Consider the following 18,697-nt stretch of genomic DNA (forward strand, 5'->3'; position numbering starts at 1 on the left):
CACGCCAGGTCACTCTGCCAATGATTACGCGGGTATCGCCGCAAAACGTGCGCGTAGATGGCGCACCCGGGCATCGCCCATGCGCCAAAAAAAGACATTCAATGGCCCCCTCGGTTGCGACCGACCCGATACCGACCTACTGTTCCAGACCATGCTGTGCCATTTGCTGTCCCCCCACCCTAAGCCCCCAGGTGACGACATGCCCACACTACCCCGCCCTGCCGTACTCGAACTGATCGGCAACACGCCGCTGGTGCGGGTCAGCCGTTTCGATACCGGCCCCTGCACGCTGTTCCTCAAGCTTGAATCCCAGAACCCCGGCGGCTCCATCAAGGATCGCATCGGCCTGGCCATGATCGACGCCGCCGAACGCGACGGCCGCCTGCGCCCCGGCGGCACCATCATTGAAGCCACCGCCGGCAACACCGGGCTGGGCCTGGCGCTGGTCGGCCGGGCGAAAGGTTATCGGGTGGTGCTGGTGGTGCCCGACAAGATGTCCACGGAAAAAGTGCTGCACCTCAAGGCCATGGGCGCCGAGGTGCATATCACCCGCTCCGATGTCGGCAAGGGCCATCCTGAGTATTACCAGGACATGGCCGCGCGACTGGCCAAGGATATTGACGGTTCGTTCTTCGCCGACCAATTCAACAACCCGGCCAACCCCCTGGCCCACGAAACCAGCACCGCGCCGGAAATCTGGGCGCAAACCCAACACGATGTGGATGCGATTGTGGTGGGCGTCGGCTCGGCCGGCACCCTCACCGGCCTGACACGCTTCTTCAAACGAGTGCAGCCCGAGTTGGAAATGGTCCTCGCCGACCCGGTGGGTTCGGTGATGGCCGAATACAGCCGCAGCGGCAAACTGGAAACACCCGGTTCCTGGGCGGTGGAAGGCATCGGCGAAGACTTCATCCCGTCGATTGCCGACCTGTCCAGCGTGCGCCACGCCTACTCCATCAGCGATGAAGACAGCTTCGACCACGCCCGCCAACTGCTCAAGGCCGAGGGCATTCTCGGCGGTTCATCCACCGGCACCCTGTTCGCGGCGGCGCTGCGTTATTGCCGCGAACAGAGCGTGCCCAAGCGCGTGGTCACCTTTGTCTGCGACACCGGCACCCGCTACCTGTCGAAGGTCTACAACGACCAATGGATGACCGATGCCGGCTTGCTGCACTACAAGCACTACGGCGACCTGCGCGACCTGATCGCGCGGCGCTTCGAAGATGGCCGCGTGATCAGCGTGAGCCCCGACGACACCCTGCTCACCGCCTTCCAGCGCATGCGCCTGGCGGACGTGTCGCAACTGCCGGTGCTGGTGGGCGGCCGCGAACTGGTGGGAGTGATCGATGAGTCCGACATCCTGCTGGGTCTGCATCATGATGCGGCGGACTTCTCCATGATTGTCGCCAGCGCCATGAGCGACAAATTGCAAACCCTGGACCCCGGCGCCAGCCTGGCCGAACTGCAAGCCGAACTGGACCGCGGCCTGGTCGCCATCATTGCCGACGCGGCGGGCTTTCACGGCCTGATCACCCGCGTCGACCTGCTCAACCACCTGCGGAGATCCCTTGCATGAGCCTGCCCGATAAAAGCGCGTTTGCCACCCGTGTGATCCACGCCGGGCAGTCACCCGACCCGACCACGGGCGCGCTGATGCCGCCGATCTACGCCAACTCCACCTACCTGCAAGACAGCCCCGGCGTACACAAGGGCTTCGACTACGGCCGCTCCCACAACCCCACGCGATTTGCCCTCGAGCGCTGCGTGGCCGACCTGGAGGGTGGCAGCCAGGCATTTGCCTTCGCTTCCGGGCTGGCGGCGATCTCGACGGTGCTGGAGTTGCTGGATGCCGGCGCCCATATCGTGTCCGGCAACGACCTGTACGGCGGCACCTTCCGCCTGTTCGACAAGGTGCGCCAGCGCAGTGCCGGGCACCGTTTCAGCTTTGTCGACCTGAGTGATGTAGCGGCGTTCGAAGCGTCCTTGCAGGACGACACACGCATGGTCTGGGTCGAGACCCCGAGCAACCCGCTGCTGAGCCTTACCGACCTCAGCGCCATCGCCCGGATCTGCCGCAGCCGCGGCATTCTCTGCGTGGCCGACAATACCTTCGCCAGCCCGTGGATCCAGCGTCCGCTGGAATTGGGTGTCGACATCGTGGTGCATTCCACCACCAAGTACCTCAATGGCCACTCCGATGTGATCGGCGGCATCGCCATCGTCGGCGACAACCCCGAACTGGCAGAGCGCGTGGGCTTTTTGCAAAACTCGGTCGGCGCCATCGCCGGCCCGTTCGACGCCTTCCTCACCCTGCGCGGCGTGAAAACACTGGCCCTGCGCATGGAGCGCCATTGCAGCAACGCCCTCGACCTGGCCACCTGGCTGGAACAGCAACCGCAAGTATCACGGGTTTATTACCCAGGCCTGGCGTCCCACCCACAGCACGAACTGGCACGCAGGCAGATGCGCGGGTTTGGCGGAATGATTTCAATCGACTTGAACAGCGACCTGGCCGGCGCCACGCGCTTCCTGGAAACCGTCAAGCTCTTCGCACTGGCCGAAAGCCTGGGCGGCGTGGAAAGCCTGATCGAACACCCGGCAATCATGACCCACGCCAGCATCCCGGCAGCGACCCGCGCGCAGCTGGGGATTGGTGATGGGTTGGTGCGGTTGTCGGTGGGGGTTGAAGATGTAGAGGATCTACGAGCGGACCTGGCGCAGGCCCTGGCACGGATATAAATCCCCCAGCCAACAAAGATCAACTGTGGGAGGGGGCTTGCTCCCGATAGCGGCGTGTCAGGCACTGAATATTTGTCTGAACCACCACCATCGGGAGCAAGCCCCCTCCTACATTGAGTAGGCGTCACGCCTGGATTATGTTGGCACGCGCCGAATGCAGCTTCTTGTAGCTCTCGATCAAGCGCAAATGCCGGTCCAGCCCTTCCAGCTTCATGCTGGTCGGTGTCAGCCCATGGAAGCGCACACTGCCGTTGACCGAGCCGATCACCGCGTCCATCCGCTCATTGCCGAACATGCGGCGGAAGTTGGCTTCGTAGTCCGCCAGTTCCAGGTCGTCGTCCAGTTCCATCTCCAGCACCGCATTCATCGCCTGGTAGAACAGGCCACGCTCCGCGGTGTTGTCGTTGTACTGCAGGAACATCTCCACACACTCCTTGGCCTCTTCGTACTGCTGCAAGGCGAGGAAGATCAGCAGCTTCAATTCGAGGATGGTCAGTTGGCCCCAGGCCGTGTTGTCGTCGAACTCGATGCCGATCAGGGTGGTGATGTCGGTGTAGTCGTCCAGCTCGCTTTCGATCAGGCGCTCGACCAGCGCCTGCAGTTCGGCTTCGTCCAGGCGGTGCAGGTTGAGGATGTCCTCGCGGAAAAACAGCGCCTTGTTGGTGTTGTCCCAGATCAGGTCGTCCACCGGGTAGATTTCCGAGTAGTCCGGCACCAGGATGCGGCAGGCGGTTGCGCCGAGGTGTTCGTACACCGCCATATAGGACTCTTTGCCCATGCCTTCCAGAATGCCGAACAAGGTCGCGGCCTCTTGAGCGTTGGAATCTTCCCCCTGGCCGGAGAAGTCCCACTCGACAAACTCGTAGTCCGATTGGGCGCTGAAAAAGCGCCACGACACCACACCGCTGGAGTCGATAAAGTGCTCGACGAAGTTGTTCGGCTCGGTCACCGCCTGGGCTTCGAAGGTCGGCTGCGGCAGGTCATTCAAGCCTTCGAAGCTGCGGCCCTGCAGCAGTTCGGTGAGGCTGCGTTCCAGCGCCACTTCCAGGCTTGGGTGCGCACCGAACGAGGCGAACACGCCGCCGGTGCGCGGGTTCATCAAGGTCACGCACATCACCGGGAACTCGCCGCCCAGGGACGCGTCCTTGACCAGCACCGGGAACCCCTGGGCTTCCAGGCCTGCAATACCGGCCAGGATGCTCGGGTACTTCGCGAGCACGTCAGCCGGTACGTCCGGCAGGGCAAATTCACCCTCGATGATTTCGCGCTTCACCGCCCGTTCGAAAATCTCCGACAGGCACTGCACCTGGGCCTCGGCCAAGGTGTTGCCCGCGCTCATGCCGTTGCTGAGGTAGAGGTTCTCGATCAGGTTGGACGGGAAATACACCACCTCGCCATCCGACTGGCGCACGAACGGCAGCGAAACGATGCCGCGCGCTTCATTGCCGGAGTTGGTGTCGAACAGGTGCGAGCCGCGCAGCTCGCCGTCGCGGTTGTAGACCTTCAGGCAGTAGGCGTCGAGGATTTCGCTGGGCAGTTCATCATTCGGGCCCGGCTGGAACCAGCGTTCGTCCGGGTAATGCACGAACGGCGCATTGGCCAGTTCCTCACCCCAGAACTGGTCGTTGTAGAAGAAGTTGCAGTTGAGCCGCTCGATGAACTCGCCCAACGCCGACGCCAGGGCGCCCTCCTTGGTCGCGCCCTTGCCATTGGTAAAGCACATCGGTGAATGCGCGTCGCGGATATGCAGCGACCACACGTTCGGCACGATATTGCGCCACGAGGCGATCTCAATCTTCATACCCAGGCCGGCGAGAATCCCGGACATGTTGGCGATGGTCTGCTCCAGCGGCAGGTCCTTGCCGGCAATATAAGTGCCCGCCTCGCTGCCCGCGCTCGGCATCAACAAGGCCTGGGCATCGGCGTCGAGGTTGTCGACTTCTTCGATCACGAACTCCGGCCCGGCCTGCACCACTTTTTTCACGGTGCAACGGTCGATGGAACGCAGGATGCCCTGGCGATCTTTATCGGAAATATCAGCCGGCAACTCCACCTGGATCTTGAAGATCTGGTTATAGCGGTTTTCCGGATCGACAATATTATTTTGCGACAGGCGAATATTGTCCGTGGGGATGTTGCGCGTGCTGCAGTACAACTTGACGAAGTACGCCGCACACAACGCCGACGAAGCCAGGAAGTAATCGAACGGCCCCGGTGCCGAGCCATCGCCTTTATAGCGAATAGGCTGGTCGGCAATCACCGTGAAGTCATCGAACTTGGCTTCAAGCCGGAGGTTGTCGAGAAAGTTGACCTTGATTTCCATGGGGGCACACCAGAATAACGGGCTAAACAAAAATGGCCGCTATTATGAGGTTTTTCATTGGGAAGTTTCAGGCTTTTGACCAGTGGCTGACGAAATCGTCAATGTGCATTAATCTTCTGCACGTTCGCGCCGATGGACTGTTTGGAACCAGGGAGTAATCGGAATGCGCAACAATCAGCCCGTTACACAGCGCGAGGTTTCACTCGCGCCTTCGCAAAAACTCATCTCCGCCACCGATGTTCAAGGGATGATCACCTATTGCAACGACGCCTTCGTCGATATCAGCGGCTTTGAACGCGTCGACCTGATCGGCGCCCCCCAGAACATCGTGCGTCACCCCGATGTTCCGCCGGCCGTTTTTGCGCACATGTGGAGTGCGCTCAAGCAAGGCTTGCCGTGGATGGGCATCGTCAAGAATCGCTCGAAGAATGGCGATCATTATTGGGTCAATGCCTATGTCACGCCAATCTTCGACGGCAGCCGGGTGGTTGGTTTTGAGTCTGTGCGGGTCAAGCCCACAGCCGATGAAATCCGCCGCGCCCAGGCCCTCTACCGGCGTCTCAGCCAAGGCCAGCCGGGCGTGCCCCGCCAGGATGCCTGGCTGCCGGCGGCCTTGAGCTGCGTGCCTTATGTTGCAACCGCCATTGCTGGCAGTGTCGCCGGGTTGTTTCTCAGCGCACCGGTGGCTGTCGCAGTGGCTGCGGCTGTCGCGCTGCCGGTAGGCCTGTTGTGCTCACGCGGGCGCCAGAGCAGTACCTTGCGGCTGCTGGAGGGGGTTGAGCCCTCGACGTCGGATGCCTTGATCGCGCAGATGTACAGTGATGCACGTGGCCCGCAGTCACGCTTGGAAACCGCGTTTATCAGCCAGGCCGCACGCCTCAAGACCTGCCTCACCCGCCTGCAGGACAGCGCCGAGCAACTGAGTACCCTGGCCGGGCAATCCGATCAGCTGGCCAGCGCCAGCGCCAGAGGCCTGGACCGCCAGCGCCAGGAGACCGAACAGGTCTCGGCGGCCGTCAACCAGATGGCCGCGACCACCCAGGAAGTCGCCAGCCATGTGCAGCGCACTGCGGATGCCACTCAGCAGGCCAATGTCCTGACCGGCCGCGGCCGCGAAGTCGCGCGCGATACCCGCGAAGCCATCGAGCGCCTGTCCGTCGTCGTCGGGGAGACCGGCGTGACCGTGACGCAACTGGCCAGGGACAGTGACGAAATCGGCAGTATGGTGGATGTGATCAAAGGCATCGCCGACCAGACCAACCTGCTCGCCCTCAACGCTGCGATTGAAGCGGCGCGGGCCGGCGAGCAAGGCAGAGGGTTTGCCGTGGTAGCCGACGAAGTGCGCCAACTGGCCCAGCGCACTTCGCAATCGACCACCCAGATCCATGGCCTGATCACCAAGCTCCAGGCGTCCTCCAACAACGCGGTGCAAAGCATGCAAAACGGCCATCGCCAAGCCCAGGAAGGCGTGGCCTGGGTGCTTGAGGCGGACCAGGCCCTGGTGGGCATCAGCGAAGCGGTGTCGCATATCACCGAGATGACCACCCAGATCGCCGCCGCCACCGAAGAACAAAGCGCCGTCGCCGAGGAGATCAGCCGCAACATCACCACCATCGCCGAACTGGCCGACCAGACCTCGATACAAGCCCATCAATCCACGGACCTGAGCAAGGAATTGACGAATACCGCGTCCACCCAATACGCGTTGGTGGAGCGCTTCAATCGCTGAAGGCAGACAAGCCTCTCTGATAGTCATCCCACTTACTGTGGTGAGCGGGCTTGCCACAACAAGCCCGCTCGCCACGCGATAACCACTCAAACGAAATACCTCCTTGCCCCTTCGACACAAACACGCTACAAATCCCACCACGAAGTTGTACGACAACCTAAAAACAAATCCCCATCCCCGACGATGGTGCCTACTGCCCGAGCCCTTCATGACTGCCCCCGTCTCCCTGCAAAGCACGCCTGCCCTGTTCTCCCGCCACATCGCCGTGTTGATTCTGCTCTGCATGGGCTGTGCCTTCGCCGGCAATCACATCGCCGCTCGCGTCGCCTTCGATGATGGCGCCGGTGTGCTGTTGGCCATTCTGCTGCGCTCGGGTGGCACCTTGCTGGTGCTGGCCGTTTTGGTGCTGTGGCAACGCCAAAGTCTGCGCCTGCCGGCAGGTGCATGGCGCTGGCAAGTGCTGCTGGGCCTGCTTATCGCCACCCAGAGCCTGTGCCTCTACTCCGCCGTCGCCCGCGTGCCGGTAGCGCTGGCGCTACTGGTGGGTAACGTATTCCCGATTTTGCTCGCCCTGCTCACCTGGGTATTAGGCGGCCCACGCCCAACGACGCGCACCGCCTTGCTGATGGGCTTGATCCTGGTGGGCCTGGTGTTTGTGCTGGACGTACCCGGCCGCCTCTCAACCAGCGCCGATATCGGCCCGCAATGGCTGCTCGGCGTCAGCCTGGCCTTCTGCGCCGCCTTCGTGTTCGCCTGCGCGCTATGGATCACCGACCATAAGTTGTCCCAGGTTCGCGGTTCAGTGCGCAGCCTGCTGACGATCTTCGTCGTGTTCAGCAGCGTCAACCTCGCCGGCCTCAGCGGCGCCCTTCCCGGCGGCCTGAACCTGCCGGCCACCAGTACCGGCTGGCTGGCACTCGCGACGTTGGTGGTGCTGTATGGCACCGGTTTTATCGTGCTGTTCATTTCGGTCCCGCGCCTGGACATGCCGCGCAATGCGCCGGTCATGAACATTGAGCCGCTGGCGACGTTGCTGATGGGCTGGATCGTGCTCGATCAAATGCTCAGCGCCGGGCAGATGCTCGGCGGCGTCATCGTGGTGACCGGGATTGTGCTGCTGACGTATCGCAAGTCTGCCCGGTAACGATAGATCCCCGCCTGACCTGGCCCAATTCCTGCCTCCTCCACTCCCAACCAGTCGCTACTGACTATGCGGACGACTCTTTTGAGCCCGGCCGCCTATCCCCCTTCCCCGGATAATCCAGCATCTCCGACCCCTTCCGAGGCCTTCCCCATGACGAGCCCCTCCACCGAACAGGTAAGCCCCCAGACCCTGCGCAAGGTCATCATCGCCGCCGGCATCGGTAACTTTGTCGAGTGGTTCGACTTCGCCGTCTACGGTTTCCTCGCCACCACCATCGCCCAACAATTCTTTCCCAGTGGCGACGCCAGCGCGGCCTTGCTCAAAACCTTCGCGGTATTCGCCGTGGCATTTGCCTTCCGGCCCCTGGGCGGGATTTTCTTCGGCATGCTCGGCGACCGTATCGGGCGCAAACGAACCCTGGCCATGACCATCCTGCTGATGGCCGGCGCCACCACCTTGATCGGCCTGCTGCCCACCTACGCCGCCATCGGCGTCGCGGCGCCGATTCTGTTATCGCTGATCCGCTGCGCCCAGGGCTTCTCCGCCGGCGGCGAATACGCCGGTGCCTGCGCCTATCTGATGGAGCATGCACCCAGCGACAAGCGCGCCTGGTACGGCAGCTTCGTGCCGGTGTCGACGTTCTCCGCCTTCGCCGCCGCCGCCGTGGTGGCATACGCCCTTGAAGCGACGTTGTCCGCCGAGGCGATGGGCAGCTGGGGCTGGCGCCTGCCGTTCCTGATCGCCGCGCCGCTGGGCCTGGTGGGCCTTTACCTGCGCTGGAAGCTGGATGAGACGCCCGCCTTCCAGGCCGTGAAGCAGGAGCACGCGGTCGCCCACTCTCCGCTCAAGGAAACCTTGCGCAACCATGGTGCGGCGATCTGCTGCCTGGGCGCTTTTGTGTCACTGACGGCGCTGTCGTTTTATATGTTCACCACCTACTTTGCGACGTACCTGCAAGTGGCCGGTGGGCTGAGTCGGGCGATGGCGTTGCTGGTGTCGCTGATCGCGCTGATCTTCGCCGCGGCGATTTGCCCGCTGGCGGGGCTGTATTCGGATCGCGTGGGGCGTCGGGTCACGGTGATGACGGCGTGCGTATTGTTGATGGTGGTGGTGTATCCGTCGTTCCTGATGGCCAGTTCCGGCTCCTTCGCGGCATCTATCGTCGGGGTGATGTTGCTGGCGGTGGGCGCGGTGTTGTGCGGGGTGGTCACGGCGGCGTTGCTGTCGGAGACCTTTCCGACCCGCACGCGCTATACCGCCTCGGCGATCACCTACAACATGGCGTATACGATCTTCGGCGGTACCGCGCCGCTGATGGCCACGTGGTTGATCAGCACCACAGGCAGCAACCTGTCACCGGCGTTCTACCTGATTGCCGTGGCGTTGCTGGCGTTGGCGGGTGGCCTGGCGTTGCCGGAGACGTCGAGGATTTCGCTGCATGACGTGGGCGATGAGGACAAAAGCCCGGCGCCGCTGCTCTCGCGTTAAGCACTCACACCATCCAAACCGTAGCAGCGGCCGACGCAGCCTCGCTGAAGCTCGTCAGCTGCTACACGGGATGCCCTTTGCTTATCGGGTCCTCACGCTTCAATTGAACAACAGCGCCACACGCCACTGAGCGGGTATGATCCAGGCTGCCCCCGGCCGATTGGACCCACGCATATGCCCACCTCCCAAACCCGCCCTGCTCCCGCGCCCTTGCTCAAGCCCGGCGAAACCGTGGTGTTGTTCGACGGCGTGTGCAAACTGTGCAACGGCTGGGCAAGGTTCCTGATTCGCCATGACCGTCAACGACGCGTGCGGCTGGCAGCGGTGCAATCCCCCGAAGGGCGGGCACTGCTGGCCTGGGCCGGGTTGCCGCTGGATCAGTTCGACACCCTGGCGGTGATTCGCGACAGGCACTATTGGGTGCGTTCGGATGCAGTGTTGGAAATCATCGCGCAACTGCCTCGCGCCTGGCGTCCCTTGCTGCTGTTGCGCGGTATCCCGCGCGTACTGCGGGATTGGGCCTACGATCGCATCGCGCGTAATCGCTATCGGCTCTTCGGCAAATACGACACTTGCCTGTTGCCGGATCCGGATCATGAGCAGCGCTTTTTGAAGGGGCCGTTATGAACAAAGCGGTATGCATTGTTGCACCGGCTTGGGATGCCAAGTATTGAGCGGACACTCAGCCCCCCACAAACAGCCCAACCAACTGCCACGGCGTCATCTTCGTCACCATGATCATCACGATCACAAACATCCCCAAGAACCCGAAGACGCCCAGCCAGAACCATTGCCGATACACACCACGGTATCCATCATCCAGCACCGTGTCGGTCTCGACCGCCCGAGAGGCCATCTGCTGCAAGCGCTTCTGCAGTACCAGCACCGGCAGCCACAGCGAGCCCACGCAGAGGAAGATGATCAACGCGGTCAGTACCCATTCAGTGGTCACAGACAGCCCGGCAAGCTGGATCAGCAGCAAGCCCGTGATGATCTGAATAACGCCCGCCGGCGTGGTAATCCAGGTATCAAACCGTACGACCATGCGCGCCACATGGGCGATCACTTGCGGGTTGGCCGTGCGACTGGCGGCGATCAGGTAGAGGTACGAGCCCATGCCGAAGCCGAACAGGAAAATCGCCGCGATGATGTGCAGGTACTTCAGGCATAGGTAGAGCATCCGTCAGGCCTGCCCGTCAGAGAAGCGCACCGTCAGGCTCAGCTTCGTCGGTTCGTTGATGGCGGCCATGTATTCGTCGACGCTGATTTCGCCTACGCACGGGCGGGCACCGGGTTCGGGCACGTAACCGTGGGCCATTTTGGTGGCAAGGGCGACGGCTGCGCAGCTGGGGATTTCCGGGCCCTTGTCTTCCAGGGCCGTGAGTTGCACCGCCAGGGACAGCGGCTGACCGTGCATGCCAAGGCCTTGCACATCGATGTACATCGCGCTTTTGCCATCACCCAATCGTTCGAACCAGGTGCCCAGGCGATGCAGTCTGGCGGCCCATGCAAGGTGGTCGCGCACGATACCCATGCGTAGCGCTTGCGCCAGCAGATAATTGGCGACACCGCCCAGCTTGAGCCCCGCACCGGCCTTGAAGCGCAGGGTATGGGCGCCATAACGGCCAGCGAATATATCCATGTCAGGCACGTCCACATTGGCCAGCACCCGCGTGCCGAGCTGGGGCATCCTGCGCAGGGTCAGGTCCTGCCAGCCCAGCACTTCGTGCACTTGGCCCTGCTTGAGTTGCTTGATCGGTTTGCCCGCGTAGGCAAGCACACCTTCGATGGTCGACAGCCCCGGCATCTTCGCCGAAGAGGAAATGCCATGCTCGATGGTGTCGATGCGCATAAAGCGATAGCGGTACCGGTCGATGATGGCGGACGACAACGTCGGCACAGAGCTGCAACCGCTGAGGACGGCCACGCCCGCCTGCCGGGCTTTCGCATCCAGCACGCCGACGCCATTGACGAAGGTCCGGCAATCCGACAGGTCGCAGTAGTTCACGCCCGCGTCGATGCAGTGCTGGGCGACGGCATAGGATTGCCCCTGGAACGGGCCGCCGGTGTGGATCACCAACTGGATGTCCCTCGACTGCAAGACGCCAGCGAACCCGGCCGCCATCGCATCGCCGCACCAGCTTTCGCAGACGCGGCCGGAGGACGTTTTCAACGCATCGACTTTGCCCTGCAACTTCTGTGGGTGGCGGCCCGAGACCACCAGTTCAATGCCCGGCGCGCCCGCCAGGTGCCGGCAAATGATGCTGCCAAAGTTGCCGTAGCCGCCGATCACCATCACCCTGAGTGCCATTGCATGTTTCCCTGATCGATCAATTGTGCGCGGGGCCTGAGGCAGGCCGGCGGCTGAAACGGCTAAAGATACCCGATTTGCCTAACCGCCTGAGCCAGGATCGACACTCAGGCAGCATTGCTCCCTTGCCTCAGGGCTGCTTACGATAAAACCCGGTCAGATAGTCCTGGCTGTCCGGCGCCGAGTTGTGCTCGATCACGGCAAAGCCCTTCACCAGTTGGATGTGATACGGCCCAGCCCGAGGCGGCGCCTGGGGTGTGCGCACGATGATCAGGTTTGCGGTTTCCATCGGCACGCGTTGGTGCGTAGTGATGATGATCTTGTCGGTGCCGGTGTCTTTGAGCGTCACGCTAAGTTCCGCCACCTCCCGGCCCTGGGCATCGCGGTCGGGAAGGATTTTCAGGTCGAGGTCACCGTCGCGGCCGAGGAAGTCGTCGCGCATCTGGTAATGGCCATCGCGCTGGTCACGGGCCACGTCGCCGAGTTTGTCGTACTCAGGCTCCCGGTCCTGCCTGTGCAGTTGAATCTGCAGTTCAGGCTGGTCGCCCTTGGCGCCGCTGACCCAGGTGCCCGCGTAGGCATAGGGTTCGACGGTTTCCCGCGTGATGCGCCAGATGCCGGTTTGACGGCCGTCATCGGCATATTCGTGCAGGTAGATAAAGGACTGGTCGCCGTATTCACCCTGGTCGCCCACCAGCTTGATCGGCTTGCCGCTGCCGCTTTTGGTGTAGCGCAACTCACCGATCAGCACCGCGCCCTGTTGCTGGTACCAGAGTTGCACCGGGATCTTGCCGTTGAGGGTGCCGGCCAGGAACTCGGGGTCTTCGTTTACCGGCCCTTCCAGCCTTGGCGTTTCCAGCCATTGACCGTCCTTCCACTCGCCGGTGGTGCGCAGCATGTAGCCGCTGGGCATGCTGTTGTTGGCGTCATCGTCGGTCGCGGGCACTTCTGCCTGGGTGTACGAGCTGAGTTTTACCAGTTTGCCGTCGCGCATCTGATAGCGGCTGGCGCGGGTCCAGCAGCAACCTCGGTCGGTCTGTGAATGGATAGTGCCGTCCTTGGGATTGACCGAAAACATCCCGCCGGAGGTCTCGTTGGCCAGCTCGGTCAAGGGACCATTGAGCACCCAGTGGGGCTTCTGCGGGTCTTGCAGGTAGACGTCGTAACTCGACTGAAAGTCTTTATCCGCGCCGTTGCCATTGCGGATCGCCAGGTCCTTGCGGCCATCCTGGTTGATATCGGCGAAGTACACCACGCCGTTCTCCCCCATCAGGCGCCAGTCCACGGTTTTACCTTGCTGGTCCAACGGCACATGGGCATCCGGGGTCTGCAATTGCTGAAGGATTTCGAGTGAGCTTTTATCGCGCAGGGTGATGAGCGCCGGCGCCAGGTGCTGCAAGTCCTGCGGCAACTCCGGGAACAACACCTCGACCAGGTATTGACCGCTGGGGTCATTGACCGAGAACGAACGGGGCTCGGCCATGACGGGAGCGGCCAGGGTCAGGGAGAGGAGTACACCGCAGAGTCGCGTACGCATCCAACGCATCCTTGCTGAAATTCGGGGGCGGGAGTGTAAAGGCAAATGGCGAAGGCTTCGAACAAATCGCTGTTTAGGCGCACTCAATGGCTGCTATGTTTTGTGCCTCACGAGCCAAAGGATGTGCCATGGAACCGTTAGCCACCAACGCTGCACTGGTGATCATCGACATGCAGCAGGGCATGAATGATCCGAAGCTCGGGCGCCGCAATAATCCGCAGGCCGAGCAGCAGTTGCAGCAGTTGCTCGGCGCCTGGCGGCAGTCGGGGCGGCCTGTGGTACACGTCAGGCACATCTCCCGTACCCCCGGCTCTGTATTCTGGCCGGGCCAGCCGGGCTGCGAATTTCAGCCTGCGCTGCAACCGCTGGCCCACGAACACGTAGTGGAAAAGAACGTACCTTGTGCCTTCACCGCCACGGGGCTGGAACGCTGGCTGCATGCGCGTTCGATCAAGCAACTGGTGATCGCCGGGGTGATCACCAACAACTCCGTCGAAGCAACGACGCGCACAGGCGGCAATCTTGGCTTTGACGTGATCGTCGCCGCCGACGCCTGCTACACCTTCGATCAAACCGATTTGTCCGGGCGCCTGTGGCCGGCCGAGGACGTGCACGCGCTGTCACTGAGCAACCTGGCAATGGACTACGCCAGGGTGGTCGAGACGGCTGGGATTCTCAGCGCTCTGCGCTGAACACGCCGGCCTGCGCCAGCATTTCAACCAGCGCTTCGGGCCACACCGTTTCCTCGGTGGCACGCAGCGCCTGGGCCGACCACCAATGATGGTCCGCCATTACCTGGGTCTCTTCCAGCGTCCATTCGGCCTTGGACAGTTCGCTGCTGGCGGCGCGGACCACAAAGTAGTGCTCGACGGCCGACACCGTTTCACCGCTGGGCAGCATCAGCGCAAATCGGCGCTCAGCGATGGACGCAGTAACGGCCTGCACCTGGATACCGGTTTCCTCGCGCAGCTCACGGATGGCAGCAGCCTCGAAAGTCTCCCCGGCTTCAACGCCGCCGCCGGGAGTGGCCCAGTAATTTTTACCGGCCAACGCGCCGTTTTTATGGACGAACCTGAACAACAGCACCTCGTGCGCGGGGTTGATCACCAGCAGTCGTGCTGCTTTTCGTTCACGCATGGGTGTATTCCTTGGGTAGTTTTCCAGTAATTGCGCAATGGTCTTGGCAGCTCCCTTGCTTTAGCCGAGTGCGGGGACGCCGGCAAGGGCAACCTGGCCGACCCCAAGCGTTTCGGCACCGTGGATTACAACCTGGGCGTGGTCAACGGCATTCTCAACGTCGACGCGCTGCGCCTGGCCCAGGAAAAAGGCATCACGCCGCGGGATCGCAGCCAAGAGCAGTAAAACGACCCAACTGTGGAAGGGGGCTTGCTCCCGATAGCGGAGTGTCAGTCAACTGATTTATTAGCTGATCCACCGTCATCGGGAGCAAGCCCCCTCCCACATTCAGACCGAGGCGTGTCAGCCCACGCCTACTTCAACCACGCGACTTTTGGCAGTCGCCCATGCGACCGAAATCTGCCGGATGTAAACAGCTCAACTGTGGAAGGGGGCTTGCTCCCGATAGCGGAGTGTCAGTCAACTGATTTATTAGCTGATCCACCGTCATCGGGAGCAAGCCCCCTCCCACATTCAGACCGAGGCGTGTCAGCCCACGCCTACTTCAACCGCGCGACTTTTGGCAGTCGCCCATGCGACCGAAATCTGCCGGATGTAAACAGCTCAACTGTGGGAGGGGGCTTGCTCCCGATAGCGGAGTTTCAGTCAACAGATTCATTAGCTGATCCACCGTCATCGGGAGCAAGCCCCCTCCCACATTCAGACCGAGGCGTGTCAGCCCACGCCTACTTCAACCACGCGACTTTTGGCAGTCGCCCATGCGACCGAAATCTGCCGGATGTAAACAACTCAACTGTGGGAGGGGGCTTGCTCCCGATAGCGGAGTGTCAGTCAACTGATTTATTAGCTGATCCACCGTCATCGGGGCAAGCCCCCTCCCACGTTCAGACCGAGGCGTGTCAGCCCAGACCTATTTCCACCACTCCAGCATTCAACCGCACCGGCCACACCCGCAAACGCTGATGCGGTGCTTCCAGGCATTGGCCGTCGTGCAAACGGTAATGCTGCTTGTAGATCGGTGCAGCCACCACCAGGTCGCCCTTGATGCTGCCGACCAGCCCACGACCAATCACATTCGCGCCGGATTCCGGGTCGTGGTTGTCGATGGCGTACAGCGTCTGCTCCTGGGCGCCGGGCAGGTAGAACAGCGCGACTTGGGCGCCGTCCAGCCACACAACCACGCCGGAATTACTCACCAGGTCGGTCTCGTTGCACACGCTTTTCCAGGTGGCAAGGTTGCGCTGCGTGTTGGACTGGCTCATCAGGCAAGCTCCTCGGTGACGGGAATCAGGTTGAGTTCGGCGGCCATGATCGGCCGACGCTGGCCGCGTTCCTGGACAAAGTGGATGTCCGGGTCGGGGCGTTTGTCGTTGACGAAGGTGCGGAAGCGCTTGAGTTTTTCCGGATCTTTCAGCGCGTTGGCCCACTCGCATTCGTAGCGGTCGACCACCAGTTGCATCTGCGCTTCAAGCTCGGCGCCCAGGCCCAGGCTGTCGTGCAGGATCACGTCCTTGAGGAAATCCAGGCCGCCTTCCAGGCTTTCGCGCCAGACCGAGGTGCGTTGCAACTTGTCGGCGGTGCGGATGTAGAACATCAGGAAGCGGTCGATGTACTGGATCAGCGTGGCGTCATCCAGGTCGGTGGCGAACAGTTCGGCGTGGCGTGGGCGCATGCCGCCGTTGCCGGCGACGTAGAGGTTCCAGCCCTTCTCGGTGGCGATCACGCCCACGTCCTTGCTCTGCGCCTCGGCGCATTCGCGGGTGCAGCCGGACACCGCGAACTTGAGCTTGTGCGGCGAACGCAGGCCCTTGTAGCGGTCCTCGATCAGCAGCGCCATTTTCACGCTGTCCTGCACACCGTAGCGGCACCACGTGCTGCCCACGCAGGACTTCACCGTGCGCGTGGACTTGCCGTAGGCGTGGCCGGTTTCAAACCCGGCCGCGATCAGCTCGGCCCAGATGTCCGGCAGCTCGTGCAGTTGCGCACCGAACAGGTCAATACGCTGGCCGCCGGTGATCTTGGTGTAGAGGTCGTACTTCTTCGCCACTTCGCCAATCACGATCAGTTTGTCGGCAGTGATCTCGCCGCCCGGAATACGCGGCACCACCGAGTAGGTGCCGTTCTTCTGCATGTTGGCCATGAAGGTATCGTTGGTGTCCTGCAACGGCACCAGGGATGCGTCCATGATCGGCTGGTTCCAGCACGAGGCCAGGATCGACCCCACCGCCGGTTTGCACACATCGCAACCGGTGTGGCCACGGCCGTGTTTGGCCAGCAGTTCTTCGAAGGTGGTCACCCCTTCCACGCGCACCAGGGCATACAACTCCTGGCGGGTATAGGCGAAGTGTTCGCACAGGCTCTTGTCGACGCTGACCCCACGGGTAATCAGCTCGTGCTCGAACACCTGCTTGAGCAACCCGGCACACCCACCGCAACCGGTGCAGGCCTTGGTCTGCGACTTGAGCAGGCCGAGGTCGCTGCAACCGGCGTCGATGGCCGAGCAGATAGCACCCTTGTTGACGTTGTGGCACGAGCACACCGTGGCCGAGTCCGGCAAGGCGCCTGGGCCGAGGGTCGGTGCGCCGCTGGACGATGGCAGGATCAGGCTGGCCGGTTCGGCCGGCAGCGCGATGTTGTTCTGCATGTATTGCAGCAAGGTGTCGTAGTAGCTGTTGTCACCGACCAGCACCGCGCCGATCACGTGTTTGCCGCTCGCATCCACCACCAGGCGCCGATAGCTGGCGCTCGCCTCGTCGATGAACTGGTAGCTGCGCGCACCCGGTGTATGGGCGTGGGCGTCGCCGATGGAGCCCACGTCCACGCCCAGCAACTTGAGCTTGGTGGACATGTCGGCGCCGACAAACGGCTCAGCGGTGTGCTCGCACAACAACGCGGCGACGCCACGAGCCATCTGGTAACCCGGCGCAACCAGGCCGAACAGGCTGCCGTTCCAGGAGGCACATTCGCCAATCGCGTAGATATGCGGGTCGCAGCTCAAGCACTCGTCGTTGATCACCACGCCGCCGCGCGGGCCAATGTCCAGGCCGGCCTGGCGGGCCAGGGCATCCTGGGCGCGGATACCGGCGGAGAACACGATCAGGTCGGTTTCAAGGAATTCGTCATTGGCAAAGTTCATGCGGTAGCGGTACTGCTCGCCGGCACTGATCGATTGAGTGGCGCGGGACAGATGCACACCGACGCCCAGCCGCTCGATCTGGGCCTTGAGCGCCAGACCGCCAAAATCATCCAGCTGTACCGGCATCAAGCGCGGCGCGAACTCCACCACGTGGGCTTCCAGGCCCAGGCTTTTCAGGGCGTTGGCGGCTTCCAGGCCGAGCAGGCCACCGCCCACCACCACACCACGGCGCGCATTGGCGGCAGCGGTGCGAATGGCGTCGAGGTCTTCGAGGGTGCGATACACCAGCCGCGAGTCGCCTTCAGCGCCCTCGATCGGCGGCACGAACGGATAGGAACCGGTGGCCAGCACCAGCTTGTCGTAGCCCACGCAGCCCTGGGCGGTGATCACTTCACAGCGTTCGCGGTCAATCTCCAGCACCGGCACCCCCAGGTGCAAGGTGACGCCCGGGACCTGGTACAGCGAGGCGTCGGACAGTGCCAGCGACTCGGCATCGCGGCCGGTGAAATACTCGGACAGATGCACGCGGTCATAGGCACGCATCGGCTCTTCGCTGAACACGTGCAGCCGGTAGTGATCCAACGCGCCGCGTTCGATCAGTTGCTCCACGCAATGGTGGCCGACCATGCCATTGCCGACGACGATCAGGGTTTTCATCTGTTTGTTCATATCAAGCACCCGACAACGTTCATCACGATTTAAAAAGCAAAAAAAAACGCCTGAAACCTTACGGTTCCAGGCGTCTTTGCCTGTTCTTATGCGGGATCGGATCGGCGACTGCGCCGGATCTACCGCTTTATGCCCCTGTTGTCGATCGTCGTTGACCGAGGTGGGTTGAGGGGGAGCTTGCAGGGTCTGTGCCAATTGGCCGCAAGCGAGCACTCACGGCGGCGACAGGCAATCAACTGCACAATGCACACCCAATTTCGCCTCCAACTGGTGCACCTTGCTTCAAAAAAGCGCACGTTCAAAGGATCACAAATGCTTCTATGGTGAGGGGGACTGTTGTGGCGAGCGGGCTTGCCCCGCGTTGGGTGGCGAAGCCGCCCCATTACTGCCACTGCTTGCTTCCTGTAAGGACTGAGGTGCCTGGGTTTGGGGCTGCTGCGCAGCCCAACGCGGGGCAAGCCCGCTCGCCACAATTAACCTGTGC

Annotated in this window: 15 protein-coding genes; 8 read left to right on the forward strand and 7 right to left on the reverse strand. The window is 62.3% G+C overall.

The genetic code is table 11. The features are described 5' to 3' along the window. Nucleotides 1-199: 199 nt before the first annotated feature. Both HDC32_RS02950 and HDC32_RS02955 read left to right on the forward strand, forming a co-directional pair. Entirely contained in the window at nucleotides 200-1,576 is a 1,377-nt protein-coding gene (locus tag HDC32_RS02950; RefSeq protein WP_131696119.1) for a pyridoxal-phosphate dependent enzyme, read from the forward strand. After that, a complete protein-coding gene (locus HDC32_RS02955) occupies nucleotides 1,573-2,739 on the forward strand; it encodes a cystathionine gamma-synthase (protein WP_184742430.1) in 1,167 nt (388 codons plus the stop codon). Before HDC32_RS02950 ends, HDC32_RS02955 begins: the two co-directional genes overlap by 4 nt. Nucleotides 2,740-2,863: 124 nt before the next feature. On the opposite strand, the gene HDC32_RS02960 is transcribed toward HDC32_RS02955, so the two are convergent. Beyond that, complete coding sequence (locus HDC32_RS02960; RefSeq protein WP_131696117.1) at nucleotides 2,864-5,062, reverse strand: OsmC domain/YcaO domain-containing protein; 2,199 nt, start codon at nucleotides 5,060-5,062, stop codon at nucleotides 2,864-2,866. A 163-nt stretch (nucleotides 5,063-5,225) separates the two neighbouring features. Between HDC32_RS02960 and HDC32_RS02965 the strand changes: the two genes are divergently transcribed. The 4 genes from HDC32_RS02965 (at nucleotide 5,226) to HDC32_RS02980 (ending at nucleotide 10,050) form a co-directional block, all read left to right on the forward strand. Further along, entirely contained in the window at nucleotides 5,226-6,791 is a 1,566-nt protein-coding gene (locus HDC32_RS02965; RefSeq protein ID WP_184742432.1) for a PAS domain-containing methyl-accepting chemotaxis protein, read from the forward strand. A gap of 208 nt (nucleotides 6,792-6,999) precedes the next feature. Further along, the gene (locus tag HDC32_RS02970; RefSeq protein ID WP_184742434.1) at nucleotides 7,000-7,935 is read left to right on the forward strand and encodes a DMT family transporter; all 936 of its coding nucleotides are present in this window, start codon (nucleotides 7,000-7,002) and stop codon (nucleotides 7,933-7,935) included. Nucleotides 7,936-8,085: 150 nt separating this feature from the next. Next, the gene (locus tag HDC32_RS02975; RefSeq protein WP_184742436.1) at nucleotides 8,086-9,423 is read left to right on the forward strand and encodes an MFS transporter; all 1,338 of its coding nucleotides are present in this window, start codon (nucleotides 8,086-8,088) and stop codon (nucleotides 9,421-9,423) included. 174 nt (nucleotides 9,424-9,597) lie between these two features. Beyond that, nucleotides 9,598-10,050 (forward strand): thiol-disulfide oxidoreductase DCC family protein, encoded by a 453-nt coding sequence (locus HDC32_RS02980; RefSeq protein ID WP_184742438.1) that lies wholly within the window; start codon nucleotides 9,598-9,600, stop codon nucleotides 10,048-10,050. Nucleotides 10,051-10,105: 55 nt separating this feature from the next. Here the strand turns inward: HDC32_RS02980 and HDC32_RS02985 are convergent, their stop codons facing one another. The 3 genes from HDC32_RS02985 to HDC32_RS02995 all read right to left on the reverse strand — a co-directional run bounded on the left by HDC32_RS02985 (nucleotide 10,106) and on the right by HDC32_RS02995 (nucleotide 13,271). Continuing rightward, nucleotides 10,106-10,603, reverse strand: a complete 498-nt coding sequence (locus tag HDC32_RS02985) for a DUF2269 domain-containing protein (protein ID WP_131696112.1) — start codon at nucleotides 10,601-10,603, stop codon at nucleotides 10,106-10,108. Between the two features lie 3 nt (nucleotides 10,604-10,606). Further along, the gene (locus HDC32_RS02990; RefSeq protein WP_184742440.1) at nucleotides 10,607-11,734 is read right to left on the reverse strand and encodes a saccharopine dehydrogenase family protein; all 1,128 of its coding nucleotides are present in this window, start codon (nucleotides 11,732-11,734) and stop codon (nucleotides 10,607-10,609) included. A gap of 130 nt (nucleotides 11,735-11,864) precedes the next feature. Then, the gene (locus HDC32_RS02995) at nucleotides 11,865-13,271 is read right to left on the reverse strand and encodes an XAC2610-related protein (RefSeq protein ID WP_184742442.1); all 1,407 of its coding nucleotides are present in this window, start codon (nucleotides 13,269-13,271) and stop codon (nucleotides 11,865-11,867) included. A 128-nt stretch (nucleotides 13,272-13,399) separates the two neighbouring features. On the opposite strand from HDC32_RS02995, the gene HDC32_RS03000 reads away from it, so the two are divergent. Further along, nucleotides 13,400-13,963, forward strand: a complete 564-nt coding sequence (locus tag HDC32_RS03000) for a cysteine hydrolase family protein (RefSeq protein ID WP_184742444.1) — start codon at nucleotides 13,400-13,402, stop codon at nucleotides 13,961-13,963. Here HDC32_RS03000 and HDC32_RS03005 read toward each other — a convergent pair. Further along, the gene (locus HDC32_RS03005) at nucleotides 13,947-14,408 is read right to left on the reverse strand and encodes an NUDIX hydrolase (RefSeq protein ID WP_131696108.1); all 462 of its coding nucleotides are present in this window, start codon (nucleotides 14,406-14,408) and stop codon (nucleotides 13,947-13,949) included. The two genes, HDC32_RS03000 and HDC32_RS03005, sit on opposite strands and share 17 nt — an antisense overlap. Nucleotides 14,409-14,438: 30 nt before the next feature. Between HDC32_RS03005 and HDC32_RS03010 the strand changes: the two genes are divergently transcribed. Then, nucleotides 14,439-14,633, forward strand: a complete 195-nt coding sequence (locus tag HDC32_RS03010) for a hypothetical protein (protein WP_184744170.1) — start codon at nucleotides 14,439-14,441, stop codon at nucleotides 14,631-14,633. A gap of 674 nt (nucleotides 14,634-15,307) precedes the next feature. On the opposite strand, the gene nirD is transcribed toward HDC32_RS03010, so the two are convergent. Continuing rightward, nucleotides 15,308-15,670: a nitrite reductase small subunit NirD gene (gene nirD, locus HDC32_RS03015; RefSeq protein ID WP_184742445.1), complete on the reverse strand. Its 363-nt coding sequence runs from the start codon at nucleotides 15,668-15,670 to the stop codon at nucleotides 15,308-15,310. Then, nucleotides 15,670-18,213 (reverse strand): nitrite reductase large subunit NirB, encoded by a 2,544-nt coding sequence (gene nirB, locus HDC32_RS03020; protein WP_184742447.1) that lies wholly within the window; start codon nucleotides 18,211-18,213, stop codon nucleotides 15,670-15,672. The genes nirD and nirB overlap by 1 nt, the downstream gene beginning before the upstream one ends. Between the last annotated feature and the right edge of the window lie 484 nt (nucleotides 18,214-18,697).

The sequence above is a fragment of the Pseudomonas sp. JAI120 genome (genome assembly GCF_014207255.1).
Classification (GTDB): Bacteria; Pseudomonadota; Gammaproteobacteria; order Pseudomonadales; family Pseudomonadaceae; genus Aquipseudomonas.

What these genes read in the sequence shown, in the direction of transcription:
- HDC32_RS02950 (WP_131696119.1), top strand. Translation starts at nt 200, where the DNA reads ATGCCCACACTACCCCGCCCTGCCGTACTCGAACTGATCGGCAACACG.
- HDC32_RS02955 (WP_184742430.1), top strand. Translation starts at nt 1,573, where the DNA reads ATGAGCCTGCCCGATAAAAGCGCGTTTGCCACCCGTGTGATCCACGCC.
- HDC32_RS02960 (WP_131696117.1), bottom strand. Translation starts at nt 5,062, where the DNA reads ATGGAAATCAAGGTCAACTTTCTCGACAACCTCCGGCTTGAAGCCAAG.
- HDC32_RS02965 (WP_184742432.1), top strand. Translation starts at nt 5,226, where the DNA reads ATGCGCAACAATCAGCCCGTTACACAGCGCGAGGTTTCACTCGCGCCT.
- HDC32_RS02970 (WP_184742434.1), top strand. Translation starts at nt 7,000, where the DNA reads ATGACTGCCCCCGTCTCCCTGCAAAGCACGCCTGCCCTGTTCTCCCGC.
- HDC32_RS02975 (WP_184742436.1), top strand. Translation starts at nt 8,086, where the DNA reads ATGACGAGCCCCTCCACCGAACAGGTAAGCCCCCAGACCCTGCGCAAG.
- HDC32_RS02980 (WP_184742438.1), top strand. Translation starts at nt 9,598, where the DNA reads ATGCCCACCTCCCAAACCCGCCCTGCTCCCGCGCCCTTGCTCAAGCCC.
- HDC32_RS02985 (WP_131696112.1), bottom strand. Translation starts at nt 10,603, where the DNA reads ATGCTCTACCTATGCCTGAAGTACCTGCACATCATCGCGGCGATTTTC.
- HDC32_RS02990 (WP_184742440.1), bottom strand. Translation starts at nt 11,734, where the DNA reads ATGGCACTCAGGGTGATGGTGATCGGCGGCTACGGCAACTTTGGCAGC.
- HDC32_RS02995 (WP_184742442.1), bottom strand. Translation starts at nt 13,271, where the DNA reads ATGCGTACGCGACTCTGCGGTGTACTCCTCTCCCTGACCCTGGCCGCT.
- HDC32_RS03000 (WP_184742444.1), top strand. Translation starts at nt 13,400, where the DNA reads ATGGAACCGTTAGCCACCAACGCTGCACTGGTGATCATCGACATGCAG.
- HDC32_RS03005 (WP_131696108.1), bottom strand. Translation starts at nt 14,408, where the DNA reads ATGCGTGAACGAAAAGCAGCACGACTGCTGGTGATCAACCCCGCGCAC.
- nirD (WP_184742445.1), bottom strand. Translation starts at nt 15,670, where the DNA reads ATGAGCCAGTCCAACACGCAGCGCAACCTTGCCACCTGGAAAAGCGTG.
- nirB (WP_184742447.1), bottom strand. Translation starts at nt 18,213, where the DNA reads ATGAACAAACAGATGAAAACCCTGATCGTCGTCGGCAATGGCATGGTC.